The 19,200-nt window shown below is 71.7% G+C and carries 13 protein-coding genes; 8 read left to right on the top strand and 5 right to left on the bottom strand.

Annotation, left to right across the window (positions count from 1 at the left end; translation table 11 throughout):
* Positions 1 to 53: 53 nt before the first annotated feature.
* The 3 genes from ACWY4P_RS40215 to ACWY4P_RS40225 form a co-directional block, all read right to left on the bottom strand.
* The gene (locus ACWY4P_RS40215; RefSeq protein ID WP_456213222.1) at positions 54 to 1,355 is read right to left on the bottom strand and encodes an MFS transporter; all 1,302 of its coding nucleotides are present in this window, start codon (positions 1,353 to 1,355) and stop codon (positions 54 to 56) included.
* A 180-nt stretch (positions 1,356 to 1,535) separates the two neighbouring features.
* Positions 1,536 to 2,192, bottom strand: coding sequence for an MBL fold metallo-hydrolase (locus ACWY4P_RS40220; RefSeq protein WP_456205583.1), 657 nt, complete (start codon positions 2,190 to 2,192; stop codon positions 1,536 to 1,538).
* A gap of 4 nt (positions 2,193 to 2,196) precedes the next feature.
* Positions 2,197 to 2,952: a maleylpyruvate isomerase family mycothiol-dependent enzyme gene (locus ACWY4P_RS40225; RefSeq protein WP_456205585.1), complete on the bottom strand. Its 756-nt coding sequence runs from the start codon at positions 2,950 to 2,952 to the stop codon at positions 2,197 to 2,199.
* 228 nt (positions 2,953 to 3,180) lie between these two features.
* On the opposite strand from ACWY4P_RS40225, the gene uvrA reads away from it, so the two are divergent.
* Positions 3,181 to 6,171, top strand: coding sequence for an excinuclease ABC subunit UvrA (gene uvrA / locus ACWY4P_RS40230; protein WP_456205586.1), 2,991 nt, complete (start codon positions 3,181 to 3,183; stop codon positions 6,169 to 6,171).
* Positions 6,172 to 6,349: 178 nt separating this feature from the next.
* Here uvrA and ACWY4P_RS40235 read toward each other — a convergent pair whose 3' ends face one another.
* Together ACWY4P_RS40235 and ACWY4P_RS40240 are read right to left on the bottom strand one after the other, a co-directional pair.
* Entirely contained in the window at positions 6,350 to 7,294 is a 945-nt protein-coding gene (locus ACWY4P_RS40235; protein WP_456205587.1) for a carbohydrate kinase family protein, read from the bottom strand.
* Positions 7,295 to 7,365: 71 nt separating this feature from the next.
* Complete coding sequence (locus ACWY4P_RS40240) at positions 7,366 to 8,364, bottom strand: LacI family DNA-binding transcriptional regulator (RefSeq protein WP_456205588.1); 999 nt, start codon at positions 8,362 to 8,364, stop codon at positions 7,366 to 7,368.
* A 188-nt stretch (positions 8,365 to 8,552) separates the two neighbouring features.
* On the opposite strand from ACWY4P_RS40240, the gene uvrC reads away from it, so the two are divergent.
* The 7 genes from uvrC (at position 8,553) to ACWY4P_RS40275 (ending at position 19,199) form a co-directional block, all read left to right on the top strand.
* Complete coding sequence (gene uvrC, locus ACWY4P_RS40245; RefSeq protein WP_456205589.1) at positions 8,553 to 10,655, top strand: excinuclease ABC subunit UvrC; 2,103 nt, start codon at positions 8,553 to 8,555, stop codon at positions 10,653 to 10,655.
* A complete protein-coding gene (rapZ, locus tag ACWY4P_RS40250) occupies positions 10,652 to 11,590 on the top strand; it encodes an RNase adapter RapZ (RefSeq protein ID WP_456205590.1) in 939 nt (312 codons plus the stop codon). The genes uvrC and rapZ overlap by 4 nt, the downstream gene beginning before the upstream one ends.
* Positions 11,587 to 12,606: a gluconeogenesis factor YvcK family protein gene (locus tag ACWY4P_RS40255; RefSeq protein WP_456205592.1), complete on the top strand. Its 1,020-nt coding sequence runs from the start codon at positions 11,587 to 11,589 to the stop codon at positions 12,604 to 12,606. The genes rapZ and ACWY4P_RS40255 overlap by 4 nt, the downstream gene beginning before the upstream one ends.
* Positions 12,597 to 13,586, top strand: a complete 990-nt coding sequence (gene whiA / locus ACWY4P_RS40260) for a DNA-binding protein WhiA (RefSeq protein ID WP_046085668.1) — start codon at positions 12,597 to 12,599, stop codon at positions 13,584 to 13,586. The genes ACWY4P_RS40255 and whiA overlap by 10 nt, the downstream gene beginning before the upstream one ends.
* A gap of 197 nt (positions 13,587 to 13,783) precedes the next feature.
* The gene (locus tag ACWY4P_RS40265) at positions 13,784 to 16,726 is read left to right on the top strand and encodes a M14 family zinc carboxypeptidase (protein WP_456205593.1); all 2,943 of its coding nucleotides are present in this window, start codon (positions 13,784 to 13,786) and stop codon (positions 16,724 to 16,726) included.
* A gap of 187 nt (positions 16,727 to 16,913) precedes the next feature.
* Entirely contained in the window at positions 16,914 to 17,918 is a 1,005-nt protein-coding gene (gene gap, locus ACWY4P_RS40270) for a type I glyceraldehyde-3-phosphate dehydrogenase (RefSeq protein ID WP_456205594.1), read from the top strand.
* A gap of 78 nt (positions 17,919 to 17,996) precedes the next feature.
* Positions 17,997 to 19,199: a phosphoglycerate kinase gene (locus ACWY4P_RS40275; RefSeq protein ID WP_456205595.1), complete on the top strand. Its 1,203-nt coding sequence runs from the start codon at positions 17,997 to 17,999 to the stop codon at positions 19,197 to 19,199.
* Position 19,200: the final 1 nt, after the last annotated feature.

The raw sequence follows: 19,200 nt of genomic DNA on the forward strand, positions 1-19,200 counted from the left end.
GGCTGCCCTGACCCCGGGGCGGGACCCTAGGGCCCGCCTCCCAAGGGGGCGCCCTAGACCGCCGCCTCCCCGGCCTCCATCGGCCGTGGGAGGGGGCGGTCCTTCGCGTCCGCCGGCCGGGTCTCCGGGAGCAGCGCGAAGCAGCCCAGGCTGAGCACCGCGATGCCGGTCAGATACGCGGCGACGCCCCACGGCGGACCGTCGCCGCGCGACAGGGCGGTCGCCACGAGCGGGGTGAGCCCGCCGCCGAGCACGCCCCCGAGGTTGTAGCCGAGGGCCGCGCCCGTGCAGCGCACCCGCGGCTCGTACAGCTCGGGCAGATAGGCCGCCGTGACGGCCAGCATCGCGACGAAGGCCAGCAGCGCGCCCAGGAAGCCGAGGAACATCAGCGGGGCTCGTCCGGTGCGCAGCAGCGCCACCATCGGGAACATCCACAGCACCGTGCCGGCGCAGCCCGCCAGGCACATGCTCCGCCGTCCGAAGCGGTCGCCGAGATGCGCGGCCAGGGGCGTCACCGCGCCCTTGACCGCCACCGCCGCCATGACACAGCCGAGCATGACCGTGCGGTCCACGCCCAGCCGCTCCGTCCCGTACGCGAGGGACCAGGTCGTCACGGCGTAGAAGACCGCGTAGCCCACCGCGAGGCCGCCCGCGGTGAGCAGCACCAGCCGCCAGTGGCCGCGCACCACCTCGGCGAGCGGCGCGGCGGCGCGCTCGCCGCGCTCGGCCAGCTCCCGGAACCGCGGGGACTCGGGGAGCTGGGCGCGCAGCAGCAGCCCGGCCGCCAGCAGCCCGGCCGCCGCCCAGAACGGCACCCGCCAGCCCCAGGACCGGAAATCGGCCTCGCTCAGCGTCGCCGACAGGACCAGCATGACGCCGTTGGCGAGCAGGAATCCGACGGCCGGGCCGATCTGCGGAAAGCCCGCCCACAGTCCGCGCCGTCGCTCGGGCGCGTGCTCCGCGGTCAGCAGCACCGCGCCGCCCCACTCGCCGCCGAGCCCGAGGCCCTGGAGAAAGCGCAGCGCCAGCAGCAGCACGGGGGCCGCGACGCCGATCGAGTCGTACGTGGGCACAAAGCCGACCGCGACCGTCGCGACCCCGGTGAGCAGCAGCGACATCAGAAGGACCGGCCGTCTGCCGTACCGGTCGCCGAGCGGGCCGAAGAGTGCCGAGCCCAGGGGCCGGGAGAGAAAGCCGACGGCGAAGGTGCCGAAGGCGGCGAAGGTCCCGGCGAGCGGGGAGACGGTGGGGAAGAAGAGCGGGCCGAGGACGAGCGCGGCCGCGGTGCCGTAGACGAAGAAGTCGTAGAACTCGATGGCGGTGCCGGCCAGGGACGCGGCGGCGAGCCGGACCATGGACGGGGAGCGGTCGTCGTGCATGAAGCGCCAACCGCTGCCGTGCGCCCGCGGTTACGGGGCGTGCGGTGTGTGCGAGAGCGCGCGGCGTGCGGGCGAGGCGCGCGCCCTGTCACGCGCCGCGCGCGCTGCTCTCACGCGGCGCTGCGCGCTCCCCTCGCACATTGCTTCACGCGTCGCTCACCAGCCGCGCTGGCGCCACTCGCCCAGGTGCGGGCGCTCCGCGCCGAGGGTGGTGTCGTCGCCATGGCCGGGGTACACCCAGGTCTCCTCCGGCAGCCGGTCGAAGAGCTTGGTCTCGACGTCGTTGATGAGGCTCTCGAACGCCTTCGGGTCCTTACGGGTGTTGCCGACCCCGCCGGGGAAGAGGCAGTCGCCGGTGAACACATGCGGGTGGCCGTGCGGGTCGTCGTAGATCAGGGCGATGCTGCCCGGCGTGTGCCCCACCAGGCGGCGGGCGGTGAGCTCGACCCGGCCGACGCGCAGCGTGTCCCCGTCCTCGACCGGTACGTCGGTGGGGACCGGGATGCCCTCGGCGTCGTAGCGGCCCGCGTAGGTGCGGGCGCCGGTGGCCTCCACCACCTCGCGCAGCGCGCCCCAGTGGTCGTGGTGGCGGTGGGTGGTGACGACGGACGCGATGCCGCTGCTCCCGATGAACGAGAGCAGGGTGTGCGGCTCGGCCGCGGCGTCGATGAGCAGTTGCTCGTCGGTGGCGCGGCAGCGCAGCAGATAGGCGTTGTTGCTCATCGGACCGACCGCGACCTTCGAAATCATGAGATCGGTCAGTTCGTGCACATCCGCCGGCCCGCCGACCTTCACCGCTCCGCTGTACGTCATGGCCTCAGCCTAGCGGCGGGAGGGCCGGCAGGGACGCGTCCGGGCAGGACAGGTCCGCCCCGTCCGTGCGCCCGCTCAGCCACCCCAACAGAGCGGCGGGGGAGCCCTCGACGGTCAGCTGCGGCTCTCCCCCGGCCACCGCCGCGAGGTCCCTTGGGCCCCCGCCCGCCCGGCCGGTGTGCCGGACCCGGCCGCCGTCGCTCGACACCAGCCGCAGCGGGGGGACGTCGGAGCGGCCCGCGAACCTCACCTCGGTGAGATAGTCGAGCTCCTCCTCGACGAACGCGGCGGGCAGATCCGCCAGGGTGTAGCCGACCCCGAGGTCCACATGGTGCAGCTCGACCTCGACCAGCCTGCGGAAGGGCAGCCGGCCGGCCTGCTCGACCACGCCGCGCCGCATGGTGACCACGTAGGACCAGCGGTCCGCGGGGAGCGCCGCGGCCGCCGAATTGAAGCGGAAGGCACTGGTGCGCAGATCGTCGAGGTGGACGGGCAGCGGGCGGGCCGCCGCGTCCTCGATCTCGCTGTCGCGCGCGACCTCGCTCGCGTACATGGGGGTCGGCTCCCCGGTGCGCGCCCATGTGAGGAGATTCACCAGGGCGTCCGCGTTGCGCGCCAGGTGCGCCAGCACGTGGCCCCGGGTCCAGCCGGGGAGCAGCGAGGGCTCGCTCACGGCCGCCTCGTCCAGCCGGGACACCGAGGCCATCAGCCGGTCGGTCGCGCCCCGCACCGCGGCGGCGTCACGTGCGTAATCGGTCATGTTCCGACCGTAGTGCGCACCACACGTTCGGGTGAAGCTGTCGCCCTTGGTCAGCAAATCGAATGTGCGTGCTATAGGCTCGTGTGCTGCACCCTTAAAGACATCGCCGCAGCGCCCCCTACCCTGGGTCGGGGGGCTTCGCCTCGCTCCGGTTCTGCGTACCGGCAGAGCCCCCACGGAAGCGGGGCCCGCGGACCCCCACCTCTCTCAAGAAAGGTGCCGACCGGCGTGGCCGACCGTCTCATCGTCCGTGGCGCTCGCGAGCACAACCTCAAGAACGTCTCGCTCGACCTCCCTCGCGACTCCCTCATCGTCTTCACCGGGCTCTCCGGGTCGGGCAAGTCCTCCCTCGCGTTCGACACGATCTTCGCGGAGGGCCAGCGCCGTTACGTCGAGTCCCTCTCCTCGTACGCCCGCCAGTTCCTGGGGCAGATGGACAAGCCCGACGTGGACTTCATCGAGGGCCTGTCCCCGGCGGTGTCCATCGACCAGAAGTCCACCTCGCGCAACCCCCGCTCGACGGTCGGCACCATCACGGAGGTCTATGACTACCTCCGGCTGCTGTTCGCCAGGATCGGCAAGCCGCACTGCCCCGAGTGCGGCCGCCCGATCGCCCGCCAGTCGCCGCAGGCGATCGTCGACAAGGTGCTGGAGCTGCCCGAGGGCAGCCGCTTCCAGGTGCTGTCCCCGCTGGTGCGCGAGCGCAAGGGGGAGTTCGTCGATCTCTTCGCCGACCTGCAGACCAAGGGCTACAGCCGGGCGCGGGTGGACGGCGCGACCATCCAGCTGTCCGACCCGCCGACGCTGAAGAAGCAGGAGAAGCACACCATCGAGGTGGTCGTCGACCGCCTGACGGTCAAGGACAGCGCCAAGCGGCGGCTGACCGACTCCGTGGAGACCTCGCTCGGGCTCTCCGGCGGCATGGTGATCCTCGACTTCGTCGACCTCGACGAGGACGATCCGCAGCGCGAGCGGATGTTCTCCGAGCACCTCTACTGCCCGTACGACGACCTGTCCTTCGAGGAGCTGGAGCCGCGCTCCTTCTCCTTCAACTCGCCCTTCGGCGCCTGCCCGGAGTGCACCGGCATCGGCACCCGCATGGAGGTCGACCCCGAGCTGATCATCCCGGACGAGGAGAAGTCGCTCGACGAGGGCGCCATCCACCCCTGGTCCCACGGCCACACCAAGGACTACTTCGCCCGGCTGTACGGCGGCCTCGCCGACGCCCTCGGGTTCCGTACGGACATCCCTTGGGCGGGGCTCCCGCAGCGCGCCAAGAAGGCGCTGCTCAACGGGCACAAGACGCAGATCGAGGTCCGCTACCGCAACCGCTACGGGCGGGAGCGGGCCTACGTCACGTCCTTCGAGGGGGCGGTGCCCTTCGTCCGGCGGCGGTACTCGGAGGCGGAGAGCGACTCCAGCCGTGAGCGCTTCGAGGGCTATATGCGCGAGGTGCCCTGCCCCACCTGTGCGGGCACCCGGCTCAAGCCGCTCATCCTGGCGGTCACGGTGGAGGACCGCTCGATCGCGGAGGTCTCCGCGATGTCGATCAGCGAGTGCGCCGAGTTCCTGCGCGGGATGAAGCTGAGCGCCCGCGACAAGGCCATCGCCCAGCGGGTGCTCAAGGAGGTCAACGAGCGGCTGCGGTTCCTGGTCGACGTCGGCCTGGACTATCTCTCGCTCAATCGCGCGGCGGGCACGCTCTCCGGCGGCGAGGCACAGCGCATCCGGCTGGCCACCCAGATCGGCTCCGGCCTGGTGGGCGTGTTGTACGTGCTGGACGAGCCGTCGATCGGGCTGCACCAGCGTGACAACCACCGGCTGATCGAGACGCTGGTACGGCTGCGCGACCTCGGCAACACCCTGATCGTCGTCGAGCACGACGAGGACACCATCAAGACCTCGGACTGGGTGGTGGACATCGGCCCGGGTGCGGGCGAGCACGGCGGCAAGGTCGTCCACAGCGGGCCGCTCAAGGAGCTGCTGGCCAACGAGGACTCGATGACCGGGCAGTATCTGGCCGGGAAGAAGTCCATCGAGCTGCCGGGGATGCGCCGGCCCATGGACCCGGAGCGGCAGCTGACGGTGCACGGCGCCCGGGAGAACAACCTCCAGGACATCGATGTGTCCTTCCCGCTCGGCGTGCTCACCGCCGTCACCGGCGTCTCCGGATCGGGCAAGTCGACCCTGGTCAACGACATCCTGTACACCCACCTGGCGCGCGAGCTGAACGGGGCGCGGGCCGTCCCGGGCCGGCACACCCGGGTCGCCGGCGACGACCTCGTCGACAAGGTGGTGCACGTCGACCAGTCGCCCATCGGCCGCACCCCGCGCTCGAACCCGGCGACGTACACGGGCGTCTTCGACCATGTGCGCAAGCTGTTCGCGGAGACGATGGAGGCCAAGGTCCGCGGATACCTGCCCGGGCGCTTCTCCTTCAACGTCAAGGGCGGCCGCTGCGAGAACTGCTCCGGCGACGGCACCATCAAGATCGAGATGAACTTCCTGCCGGATGTGTATGTGCCGTGCGAGGTCTGCCATGGCGCGCGGTACAACCGGGAGACGCTGGAGGTGCACTACAAGGGCAAGTCCATCGCCGAGGTGCTGGACATGCCCATCGAGGAGGGGCTCGACTTCTTCGAGGCGGTGCCGACCATCGCCCGCCATCTGCGCACGCTGAACGAGGTCGGGCTCGGTTACGTCCGGCTCGGGCAGCCCGCGCCGACCCTCTCCGGCGGCGAGGCGCAGCGCGTCAAGCTCGCGAGCGAGCTCCAGAAGCGGTCGACGGGGCGCACGGTCTATGTCCTCGACGAGCCCACGACCGGGCTCCACTTCGAGGACATCAGCAAGCTGATCAAGGTGCTGTCCGGACTGGTCGACAAGGGCAACACGGTGATCGTCATCGAGCACAACCTCGATGTGATCAAGACGGCTGACTGGGTCGTGGACATGGGTCCGGAGGGCGGCGGCGGCGGCGGTCTGGTTGTTGCCGAGGGCACCCCCGAGCAGGTGGCCTCGGTCCCGGCCAGCCACACCGGCAAGTTCCTCAGGGAGATGCTGGGGGACCGGGTGAGCGACGCGGCGGTGCCGGTCGGGCGGAAGACCGCGAAGAAGGCCCCCGCGAAGGCTCCGGCCAAGAAGGCGGCCGCCAAGAAGACCGCGGTCAAGAAGGCCGCGGCGAAGGCGACGGTCCCCGCGCGGCGCGCGGCGGCGAAGTAGCGCGGGCCGGCGGTAGGCGCCGGAGCCACGCGGCGGAGCGTGCCGCGCCCCCGCCGGGCGCGGCACACTCCGCTGCCCCCGCCGCAGAAGCGGCGGGGGCACGGGGCACGCCTGACAGCGCCTCCACGGCGTCCCCTCAGCGCCTTGCGGCGCGTTGCGGGGACTCGTGAGGCCGGGGTCAGAGCTCGGCCGCGTAAGGCGGCTGCGCGCCCGCCCGGGAGCAGGTGACGGCGGCGGCCCGCGCCGCGAAGCCGAGCACATCCCGCCAGGCCGCCTCGTCCAGCTTCGCCACCGCGTCCGCCGACAGCGCCTCATGCGCCGCCAGACGGTGCAGCAGCGCGGCGTTCACCGTGTCGCCCGCCCCGATGGTGTCCACGACCTCGACCTGTACGCCGGGGACGGCGCAGCCGCCCCCGCCCCGGGTGAGGACGCTGATGCCGTCCCGGCCGTGCGTGAGGACCACGGCCGCCGGGCCCGCCGCCAGCCACTCCCGGGCGGCCGCCGCCGCGTCCTGGGCGCCGGCCAGCCAGGCGGCGTCCTCCATCGACAGCTTGAGCAGCGCGACATGCGGCAGCCAGCCGCGGAACCGGGCCCGGTAGGCGTCGGCGTCGGGGATCAGACCGGTGCGGATGTTCGGGTCGAGCGCGGTGAAGACGCCCCGCGCCGCCTCCCGCCGCAGCAGTGCCTCGTAGGCGCTCGCGCCCGGCTCCAGCACCAGCGAGCAGGTGCCGAAGGACAGCGCCGCGACCGAGTCGGGAAGGGCCGCGGGCAGCTCGAAGAGACGGTCCGCGGTGCCCTCGACATAGAAGCCGTAGCCTGCCGAGCCGTCGGGGGCTATCGACGCCACCGCCAGCGTGGTCGGTTCCGCGCCGCGCTGCACCAGCGCGGTGTCCACGCCGTCCTCGCGCAACCCCGCCATCAGCGCCTCGCCGAAGCCGTCGGCCGAGATCCGGGAGCAGAAGGCGGTCGGCGAGCCCAGCCGGCCCAGCGCCACCGCCGTGTTGTACGGGCCGCCGCCGCGCCGCGGCAGCAGCGCCGGCAAGGCCGGGTCCGCCGCGGGGCCGGCCGCTGCGGGGCGGTCGGGAACCAGGTCGATCAGGGCTTCTCCGGCGACGACGATCATGAGGCGGTTCCTCACGTTGTTGGTGGGTTGGGGTCCTGGGGCCATCCGGGTGTCCGGCCCCGTCAGGCACTTCACTCCTTACAGCCGCACGAGGTGCGGTGCACAAAGGCGCAGGGCAGCCGGACGGTCTGCGGCGGCCGCGAGGGGTCGGCCAGCCGGTCGAGCAGCAGCCTGACCGCGGTGGCGCCGATCTGGCGGCTGGGCTGCGAGATCGCGGTGAGCCGGGGCGAGAACACATCCGCCCAGGAGAAGTCGTCGAAGCAGACCAGCGCGATGTCGTCCGGCACGCCGAGGCCCGCCTCGCGCAGGGCGCGCAGCGCGCCGATGGTCATCGCGTTGTTCGCGGTGACGATCGCGGTGGGCGGCCGGGCGGCCGCCAGCAGCCGGTGGGTGGCGTCCCGCGCGCCGTCCGCCTCGGAGTCGCCGCCGGCCAGCAGCTCGGGGGCGTACGGCAGCCCGTGCCGGCGCAGCCCGGCCCGGTAGCCGGCGATCCGCTCGGCGGTGGTGCTCAGCCCCGGCGCGCCCGCGACCAGGCCGATGCGGGTGTGGCCGAGGTCGGCGAGGTGGTGGACGAGCTGTTCGACGTGGAGGGCGTTCTCCGCGCCCACCTGGTCGTGGGCGTCGGTGACCAGCCGGTCGAGGAAGACGGCGGGGACCTGGTGGCGGGTCAGATAGTCGATCATCGCGCCGGGCTCGGCGGAGGCGGCGACGATCACTCCGTCCACCCGCCGCTCATGGAGGAGCTGGACGGCCTTGCGCTCCTGCCCGGGGTCGTCGTGCGGGTCGGCGATGAGCAGGCCGTAGCCGTGCTCCAGGGCGCTGGACTCGACGCCTTGGAGGATCTCGGTGAAGTACGGATTGCTGATCGCCGAGACCGCCAGGCCGATCGAACGGGTGCGCGCGGTGACGAGGGAGCGGGCGAGTGTGTTGTGGGTGTAGCCCAGGGCGTCGATGGCGTCGAGCACGGCCCGTCGGGTGCCCGGGAGCACCGGGCGGGTCTCGTTGAGCACATGCGAAACGGTGGCCACGGACACGCCCGCGCGCCGGGCCACATCGGCCATGGTCGCCACGTGCGGCTCTCCCTTCACCGTCCACCGGCCCCCTGGGTGCCCCAGGGCGGTTCGAGGCAGGAACGTACCTCATCCGCGGCCGCACGTAAACGCTTGCGCAAACGCTTACGTGCCAGGGGTGACATCGGGTGCGGCGCACGCGGCCCGACCGCTCCGGACTGTCACTCCCCGCCAGTAGGGTGGTGACCATGGCCGACCCGAGCAGCTACCGCCCCAAGCCGGGACAGATCCCCGACTCGCCGGGGGTCTACAAGTTCCGAGACGAGCACGGCCGGGTGATCTACGTCGGAAAGGCGAAGAGCCTGCGCCCGCGGCTCTCCTCGTACTTCCAGGACCTGGCGAACCTCCACCCGCGCACCCGCACCATGGTCACCACGGCCGCCTCCGTGGAGTGGACCGTGGTGAACACGGAGGTCGAGGCGCTGCAGCTCGAGTATTCCTGGATCAAGGAGTTCGACCCCCGGTTCAACGTCAAGTACCGCGACGACAAGAGCTATCCGTCCCTCGCCGTCACGCTCAACGAGGAATTCCCCCGGGTCCAGGTCATGCGCGGCCCCAAGAAGAAGGGCGTGCGCTACTTTGGCCCGTACGGCCACGCCTGGGCCATCCGCGAGACGGTCGACCTGATGCTGCGGGTCTTTCCGGTGCGGACCTGCTCGGCCGGGGTGTTCAAGCGCTCGGCCCAGATCGGCCGCCCCTGTCTGCTCGGCTACATCGGCAAGTGCTCCGCCCCCTGCGTGGGCCGGGTGACCGCCGAGGAGCACCGGGAGCTGGCCGAGGAGTTCTGCGACTTCATGGCCGGGCGCACCGGCACCTATCTGCGCCGCCTCGAGGAGCAGATGCAGGAGGCCGCCGAGGAGATGGAGTACGAGAAGGCGGCCCGGCTCCGCGACGACATCGGGGCGCTCAAGCGCGCCATGGAGAAGAACGCGGTCGTGCTCGCCGACGCCACCGACGCCGACCTGATAGCAATCGCCGAGGACGAGCTGGAAGCGGCCGTCCAGATCTTCCATGTGCGCGGCGGCCGGGTCCGCGGCCAGCGCGGTTGGGTCACCGACAAGGTGGAGGCCGTCGACACCGCCGGGCTGGTCGAGCACGCGCTCCAGCAGCTGTACGGGGAGGAGAAGGGCGACGCGGTCCCCAAGGAGGTCCTGGTCCCCGCCCTGCCCGAGCCCGCCGAGCCGGTCGCCCAGTGGCTCGGCGACCGCCGCGGCTCCCGGGTCGATCTGCGCATCCCGCAGCGCGGCGACAAGAAGGACCTGATGGCGACCGTCGCGCGCAACGCCCAGCAGGCGCTGGCGCTGCACAAGACCAAGCGCGCCTCCGATCTGACCACGCGCTCGCGCGCCCTGGAGGAGATCGCCGAGGCCCTGGAGCTGGACTCCGCCCCGCTGCGGATCGAGTGCTTCGACATCTCGCATCTACAGGGCGAGGACGTGGTGGCGTCCATGGTGGTCTTCGAGGACGGCCTGGCGCGCAAGAGCGAGTACCGCCGCTTCCAGATCAAGAGCTTCGCGGGCCAGGACGACGTCCGCGCCATGCACGAGGTGGTCGGCCGCCGGTTCCGCCGCTATCTACAGGAGAAGACGGACACCGGCGAGTGGGGCCCGCCGCCCGACGGCGACGCGGCACACAACGAGCACGCCAACGGGCGTGCGGAGCTCGCCGAGCCCACAGAGCCCACAGAGCCCACAGAGCCCGCTGAGCCCGCCGCGCCCGCCGGGCCCATCGACGAGAGCGGCAGGCCGAAGCGGTTCGCCTACCCGCCGCAGCTCGTCGTCGTGGACGGCGGCCGGCCGCAGGTCGCCGCCGCCAAGCGGGCGCTGGACGAGCTCGGGATCGACGACGTGGCCGTCTGCGGCCTCGCCAAGCGGCTGGAGGAGGTCTGGCTGCCCGACGACGAGGACCCGGTCGTGCTGCCCCGCAGCAGCGAGGGGCTCTATCTGCTGCAGCGCGTGCGCGACGAGGCGCACCGCTTCGCCATCACCTACCAGCGCGGCAAGCGGGCCAAATCGATGAAGGCCGGCCCGCTGGACACCGTGCCCGGGCTCGGCGAAAGCCGTCGGCAGGCGCTCCTGAAGCACTTCGGCTCGCTCAAGCGGCTGCGCGTCGCGACGGTCGAGCAGATATGCGAGGTGCCGGGGGTGGGCCGCAAGACGGCCGAGACGGTCGCCGCCGCCCTCGCCACGGCGGCCCCGGCCGCCCCGGCGGTGAACACCGCCACAGGAGAGATCATTGAGGACGAGGCCGCGAGCGCGGCGTCGTCAGCGACGCGGGGGACGGACAGATGAACGAGCATGAGAAGCATGGAGACGGAGCGCAGGTGAATACGGGCACGCCGGGAGACGCCGCAGCCGAGGCGACGGCCATCCCCGAGCTGGTGATCATCTCCGGCATGTCGGGGGCGGGGCGCAGCACCGCCGCCAAGTGTCTGGAGGACCTCGGCTGGTTCGTGGTGGACAACCTGCCTCCCGCGCTGATCCCCACCATGGTGGACCTCGGCGCCCGCTCCCAGGGCAATGTGGCCCGTATCGCGGTGGTCGTCGACGTCCGCGGCCGTCGCTTCTTCGACAATCTGCGCGAGTCCCTGGCGGACCTGGCCGCGAAGAACGTCAAGCGCCGCGTCCTCTTCCTGGAGGCGTCCGACGAGGCCCTGGTGCGCCGCTTCGAGTCGGTGCGCCGCCCGCACCCGCTCCAGGGCGACGGCCGGATCGTGGACGGCATCGCGGCCGAGCGGGATCTGCTGCGCGAGCTGCGCGGCGACGCCGACCTGGTGATCGACACCTCCAGCCTCAATGTGCACGAGCTGCGCGCCAAGATGGACGCCCAGTTCGCCGGCGAGGAGGAGCCGGAGCTGCGCGCCACCGTCATGTCCTTCGGCTACAAGTACGGCCTGCCGGTGGACGCGGACCTGGTGGTGGACTGCCGCTTCCTGCCGAACCCGCACTGGGTCCCGGAGCTGCGCCCCTTCACCGGCCTCAACGAGGAGGTCGCCGGCTATGTCTTCAACCAGCCCGGCGCCAAGGAGTTCCTCGACCGCTACGCCGAGCTGCTCCAGCTGATCGCGGCCGGCTACCGCCGCGAGGGCAAGCGCTATGTGACCATCGCCGTCGGCTGCACCGGCGGCAAGCACCGCAGCGTCGCGATGTCCGAGCGGCTCGCCGCCCGGCTCGCCGCCGAGGGAGTGGAGACCGTCATCGTCCACCGTGACATGGGGCGCGAGTGACGATCCGGACCAGACGGCTGCGGCGGCTGGTCGGATCCCGTACCAGCAAGGGAGCGCAGCCCAAAGTGGTCGCGCTCGGCGGCGGGATGGGGCTGTCCGCCTCGCTCGCCGCCCTGCGCCGGATCACCGGCGATCTGACCGCCGTCGTCACCGTCGCCGACGACGGGGGCTCCAGCGGGCGGCTACGCGACGAGCTCGGGGTGCTGCCGCCCGGCGATCTGCGCAAGGCGCTGGCCGCGCTGTGCGGCGACGACGACTGGGGCCAGACCTGGGCCCGGGTCATCCAGCACCGCTTCGCCAGCGAGGGCGAGCTGCACGGCCACGCGGTCGGCAATCTCCTGATCGTCGCCCTCTGGGAGCAGCTGGGGGACCACGTCAAGGCCCTGGACCTGGTCGGCAAGCTGCTGGGCGCGCACGGCCGGGTGCTGCCCATGTCGGCGGTCCCGCTGGAGCTCCAGGCGTTCGTCCGCGGCCATGACCCGGGCCGCCCGGAGGAGGTCACCACCGTACGCGGGCAGGCCACCGTCGCGCTCACCCCCGGCGAGGTGCAGTCGGTCCACCTGGTGCCGGGCGGCCCGCCGGCCGTCCCCGAGGCCGTCGAGGCGGTCCTTGACGCCGACTGGGTGGTGCTGGGCCCCGGCTCCTGGTTCTCCTCCGTGATCCCGCATCTGCTGGTCCCCGAGCTGCTGGAGGCGCTCACCGACACCAAGGCCCGCCGGGTCCTGTCGCTGAACCTGGCCCCCCAGCCCGGCGAAACCGATGGCTTCTCCCCGCAGCGTCATTTGGAGGTTTTGGCCCGACACGCCCCTAAACTCGCCTTCGACGTGGTGCTGGCCGACCAGGCCGCCGTCCCCGACCAGGGCAGTCTGTGCGACGCCGCGAAGCGGCTGGGCGGCACGGTCGAGCTCGCGCCGGTGGCCAGGCCCGACGGCTCCCCGAAACACGACCCGGAGCTTTTGGCGGCCGCGTACGACCGTATTTTTCGGATGCATGGAAGGATCGGCCCATGGCGATGACGGCAGCGGTGAAGGACGAAATCTCCCGGCTCCCCGTCACCCGCACCTGCTGCCGGAAAGCGGAGGTCTCGGCGATCCTGCGGTTCGCGGGCGGGCTGCACCTGGTCAGCGGGCGCATCGTGATCGAGGCGGAGCTGGATACGGGCATCGCGGCCCGCAGAGTGCGCAAGGACATCCTGGAGATCTTCGGGCACTCCTCCGACCTGGTGGTGATGGCCCCCGGCGGGCTGCGCCGCGGCAGCCGCTATGTGGTGCGGGTGGTGGCGGGCGGGGACCAGCTGGCCCGGCAGACCGGCCTGGTCGACGGCCGCGGCCGGCCGATCCGCGGGCTGCCGCCGCAGGTCGTCTCGGGTGCCACCTGTGACGCCGAGGCCGCCTGGCGCGGGGCCTTCCTCGCCCACGGCTCGCTCACCGAGCCCGGCCGCTCCTCCTCGCTGGAGGTGACCTGCCCCGGCCCCGAGGCCGCGCTGGCGCTGGTCGGCGCGGCGCGTCGGCTGCAGATCGCCGCGAAGGCGCGGGAGGTGCGCGGTGTTGACCGCGTTGTCGTCCGTGACGGTGATGCTATCGGCGCGCTGTTGACGCGGCTCGGCGCCCATGAGTCGGTGCTCGCGTGGGAGGAGCGCCGGATGCGCCGCGAGGTGCGGGCCACGGCCAACCGGCTCGCCAACTTCGACGACGCCAACCTGCGCCGCTCGGCCCGGGCCGCCGTCGCCGCCGGGGCCCGGGTGCAGCGGGCGCTGGAGATCCTCGGCGACGAGGTGCCCGAGCACCTGGCCGCGGCCGGCCGGCTGCGCATGGAGCACAAGCAGGCGTCCCTGGAGGAGTTGGGCGCGCTCGCCGACCCGCCGCTGACCAAGGACGCCGTCGCGGGCCGCATCCGCCGCCTGCTGGCCATGGCGGACAAGCGCGCCCAGGACCTCGGGATCCCCGGCACCGAGTCCAGCCTGACCGAGGAGATGGCCGAGGGCATGGTCGGCTGACACGCCGGCTGACCGTACGACAGACCTCCCGCCCCCGGCTTCCGATGAGAGGCCGGGGGCGTCTCGCTGCCCTGGGTGTCGAACCTTTTCGCGCCGAATGACTGTCTTGCGGTGCCATTGACATGATCATGTGGCGTGACAAGTCTTGTGCGCCTGCGCACCGACGCGACAGATGAACAGGGGAGCCAGGGGGGCTCATGACAAGACGTAAGGCGAGATCGATCCTCGCGGTGGCTTCGCTGCTGCTGGGAGGGGTGGCCGCGACCTCCGCGGCGCAGGCCCGGCCGAGGCCTCAGGCCGGCGACGAGGGACTGTCCGTATGGACCGCCCAGGTCACCCGGGCCCAGGTGCCGCTGCTGCTGAAGGCCGGGGCCGACGGGCACGAACTGGGCGAGCGGCTGCCGGAGAAGGGGACCGGGCAGGTCGAGCTCTATCTCACCGGCAAGCAGGCGGCGGCGCTGCGCGGGCAGGGCGTCCGCCTCACCCGCAAGGAGATCTCCAAGAAGGCCGTGAACCGGGTCAAGGCCGCGGGCGACGGCGTCTTCCGTCCGTACAGCGGCGAGGGCGGCCTCAAGCAGGAGATCGTCGAGACCGGCCAGGCGCACCCCGGGCTCACCAAGGTCGTCAGCATCGGCAAGACCGTGCGCGGCAACGACATCCTCGCCCTCAAGCTCAGCAAGGGCGCCGACCGGACCCCCGACGGCAAGAAGCCCTCGGTGCTCTATATGTCGAACCAGCACGCCCGCGAGTGGATCACCCCGGAGATGACCCGGCGGCTGATGCACTACTACCTCGACAACTACGGCAAGGACGACCGCGTCACCAAGATCGTGGACCGTACGGAGCTGTGGTTCGTCCTCTCCGCCAACCCGGACGGCTACGACTTCACCCACCAGAGCCCCGACAACCGGCAGTGGCGCAAGAACCTGCGCGACAACGACGGCGACGGCAGGATCACCGCGGGCGACGGCGTCGACCTCAACCGCAACTTCTCCTACAAGTGGGGCTACGACAACGAGGGTTCGTCCCCCGACCCGGCCGAGGAGGTCTACCGAGGCCCGGGCCCGGCCTCCGAGCCGGAGACCAAGGCGCTGGACGCGTTCGAGAAGCGCATCGGCTTCGAGTACGGCATCAACTACCACTCGGCCGCCGAACTGCTGCTCTACGGCGTCGGCTGGCAGGTCGCCACCCCCACCCCCGACGACATCCTCTACAAGTCCCTCGCCGGCACGCCGGAGAAGTCGGCGATCCCCGGCTACCACCCGCAGGTCTCCTCCGAGCTGTACACCACCAACGGCGAGGCCGACGGCCACGCGGCCAACGTCAACGGGATGATGATGTTCACCCCGGAGATGTCGACCTGTCAGACGGCGTCCGCCATCGACCCCGGCGACCCCTGGCTGCCCGGCGACTGCGAGTCCGTCTTCACCTTCCCGGACGACGAGAAGCTCATCCAGGAGGAGTTCGCCAAGAACATCCCGTTCGCGCTCGCCGTCGCCGAGACCGCCGACCACCCCGACCGGCCCAGCTCCCCGGTCGGCATCGACGCCCCCGATTTCACCCCGGAGGCCTTCACCACCTCCTACGCCCGTGACGGCGGCCAGGAGGTCTCGGTGACCGCCCGCAAGAGCGTGCGCGGCAAGAAGCTCAACTACCGCGTCGACGGCGGCCGCACCCGCACCGCTCCCCTCAAGGCATGGCAGGGCGGCGAGACCTACGGCGGCGAGGACAACATCCGCTTCGACCAGTACCGCGCCACGGTCAAGGGCGCGGACGTCGGCGACAAGGTGAAGGTCTGGTTCACCGGCCGCGCCCGGAAGGGCGAGCCGACGGCGAGCAAGCCCTTCACCTACCGCGTCGCCGAGCGGCCGCGCGCCGACACCCTGGTGATCGCCGACGAGGGCGGCACCACCGCGGCCCGGCACACCGCCGCGTACACCAAGGCGCTCGCCGACAACGGCCGCAGGTCCGCCGTGTGGGACGTCGTCACCCAGGGCGCGCCGCACGCCCTGGGGGTGCTGAGCCACTTCAAGACCGTGTACTGGTACACCGGCGCCCAGCGGCCCGGCGGCACCACCCTGCTCGCGGTGCGCGACTTCCTCAACGAGGGCGGCAAGCTCATCACCAGTGGCGAGCGGGCGGGCGGCAGCTCCGAGGTCGGCCCGGCCGACACCGACGACTTCAGCCAGTACTACCTCGGCGCCGACCGCCGTCTGTCGCTGGCGTCCCCGCCGAGCTACCGCGGCGGCGGCGCCCTCGCGGGCACCGGCGCCACCCTCGCCGACGCCGCGGACAACCCCCTGGACGCGGCGGGCGGGTACACCGTCACCTCGGACGTGCTGCTGCCGGAGCGGTTCCCGCAGTTCCGCAGCGCGGCCGCGGGCGACTACCCGGGGGTGCGCACGCCCTTCCAGCCGTACGACGGCGACTGGATGGCGGCGGCGCTGCACCGCGACCGCTCCTGGATGCGGCTGTCCCGCACCGTCGACCTGACCGGGGACACCGCGGCCGACGAGCCGAACCTGCGGTTCCGGCTCAGCTATGACACCGAACCCGGATACGACTATGCGATCGTCGAGGCGCACACCGTGGGCCAGGACGACTGGACCACCCTGCCCGACGCCAACGGCGGCACCTCCACCACCGCCCCGGACGACTGCTATCTGACCCTGCACCCGTTCCTGGCGCACTACCTGACCCGCGGTACGGACGCCTGTGAGGCCGGCGGGACCACGGGCGACTGGAACGCCTTCAACGGCTCCTCGGAGGGCTGGCGGGCCGTCTCCGTGGACCTGAGCGACTACGCGGGCAAGAAGGTCGAGCTGTCCGTCTCGTATGTGACCGACTCCTCCACGGGCGGACTCGGCGTCCTGGCCGACGGCACCGCGCTCGTCGTCGGCGGCGCCGAGCGGGACCGGGAGGGCTTCGAGACGGCGCTCGGCCCCTGGGCGGCGCCGGGGGCGCCGGCCGGCAGCCCGGGGAACTCCGCCGACTGGACCCGGTCGCGGGAGCTGTTCCGCACCTCGGCCGCGGTCACCACCCGGGACACCGCGCTCTTCGGCTTCGGCCTGGAGCACATCCCCAGCGCCTCCGAACGGGCGCGACTCGTGGGGACCGCGCTGCGTGCGCTGCGCGGTTGACCACCTGTGACAGAAAGTGACTGATACGTAAACCGAAGCCGGCGGTCCGTACCACTTTTCAGTGGACGCGGGCCGCCGGTGCCAATGTCACGTACGTCCCGTGATAGCGGTAGGGTCGGATGCGGTCGGGGACATCCAATAAGGCTCGCCGGCGTCCATACCGGCACACCAACGAGGAGATCGGTTCGTGACGATCCGCGTAGGCATCAACGGCTTCGGCCGCATCGGCCGCAACTACTTCCGCGCGCTCCTGGAGCAGGGCGCGGACATCGAGATCGTCGGTGTCAACGACCTGACCGACAACGCCACTCTGGTCCACCTGCTGAAGTACGACACCATCATGGGTCGGCTGAAGCAGGCGGTCAGCCACACCGACGACACCATCACCGTCGGCAGCCAGACGTTCAAGACGCTCGCCGAGCGGGACCCGGCCAAGCTTCCGTGGGCCGAGCTCGGCGCCGACATCGTCATCGAGTCGACGGGCATCTTCACCAAGCGCGACGACGCGGCGAAGCACCTGGCCGCCGGCGCCAAGAAGGTCCTGATCTCCGCGCCCGCCAAGGACGAGGACATCACCATCGTCATGGGCGTCAACCAGGACAAGTACGACGCCGCCAACCACCACATCGTCTCCAACGCGTCCTGCACCACCAACTGTGTCGCCCCGATGGCGAAGGTCCTCGACGAGGCCTTCGGTATCACCAAGGGCCTGATGACCACGGTGCACGCGTACACCAACGACCAGCGCATCCTGGACTTCCCGCACAAGGACCTGCGCCGCGCGCGGGCCGCCGCGGAGAACATCATCCCGACCTCGACCGGCGCCGCGAAGGCCACCGCCCTGGTGCTCCCGCAACTCAAGGGCAAGCTGGACGGCATGGCCATGCGCGTCCCGGTGCCCACCGGTTCGGTCACCGACCTGGTCGTCGAGCTGGACCGCGAGGTCACCAGGGACGAGGTCAACACCGCCTTCCAGAAGGCCGCCGAGGGCCAGCTCAAGGGCATCCTCGAGTACACCGAGGACGAGATCGTCTCCTCGGACATCGTCAACTGGCCGGCCTCCTGCACCTTCGACTCCTCGCTGACCATGGCCCAGGGCAAGCAGGTCAAGATCATCGGTTGGTACGACAACGAGTGGGGCTACTCCAACCGCCTCGTCGACCTGACCGTCTTCGTCGGCAACCAGCTCTGACCGCTGCCGCGATGAGCCAGGACAGGGCCCGGTACGACGCTGTCGTACGGGCCCTGTCCCATGAACTAGGAGTCCTCAGTGAAGACGATTGACGATCTTCAGGTCGCCGGCAAGCGGGTCTTCGTCCGCGCCGATCTGAACGTCCCGCTCGACGGCGAGACGATCACCGACGACGGCCGTATCCGCGCCGCCGTGCCGACCATCGCCAAGCTCGCCGAGTCGGGCGCCAAGGTGATCGTCGCCTCCCACCTGGGCCGCCCCAAGGGCGAGCCCGACCCCCGCTTCTCGCTCGCCCCGGTCGCCCGGCGGCTCGGTGAACTCCTCGGCAAGCAGGTCGTCTTCGCGGCCGACACGGTCGGGCACGGCGCGCGCCAGGCCGTGGCCGGGCTCGGCGAGGGCGAGGTCGCGCTGCTGGAGAACCTGCGCTTCAACGCCGGTGAGACCAGCAAGGACGACGCCGAGCGCGGCGCCTTCGCCGACCAGCTCGCCGCCCTCGCGGACCTCTATGTGGGCGACGGCTTCGGCGCGGTGCACCGCAAGCACGCCTCCGTGTACGACCTCCCGGCGCGACTGCCGCACGCCGCGGGCCAGCTGATCGCCGCCGAGCGACACGTCCTCCAGCAGCTCACCGAGGATGTGAAGCGCCCGTACGCGGTGGTCCTCGGCGGCGCCAAGGTGTCCGACAAGCTCGGCGTCATCGACCACCTCCTGGAGCGGGCCGACCGCATCCTCATCGGCGGCGGCATGGCGTACACCTTCCTCAAGGCCCAGGGCCACGAGATCGGCACCTCGCTGCTACAGGAGGACCAGATCGCGACCGTCCAGGAGTACCTGGCGCGCGCCAAGGAGCGCGGCGTGGAGTTCGTGCTCCCCGTCGACGTCCTGGTGGCCCCCGAGTTCCCGGACCTGAAGACGAAGGCCCCGGCCCACCCCAGTGTGGTCTCCGTCGCGGAGATCCCGGCCGGCCAGATGGGCCTGGACATCGGCCCGGAGACCGGCGAGCTGTACGCCTCGAAGCTGGCCGACGCCGCCACCGTCTTCTGGAACGGCCCGATGGGCGTCTTCGAGCACCCCGACTTCGCCGAGGGCACCAAGGCCGTCGCCCAGGCGCTGGTCGAGAGCCCGGCCTTCACCGTGGTGGGCGGGGGCGACTCCGCCGCCGCCGTACGGATCCTGGGCTTCGACGAAAACGCTTTCGGCCACATCTCGACCGGCGGCGGCGCGAGCCTCGAATACCTCGAGGGCAAGACGCTCCCCGGCCTCGCCGCACTGGAGGACTGAA

It is taken from the genome of Streptomyces sp. LZ34 (genome assembly GCF_053890475.1).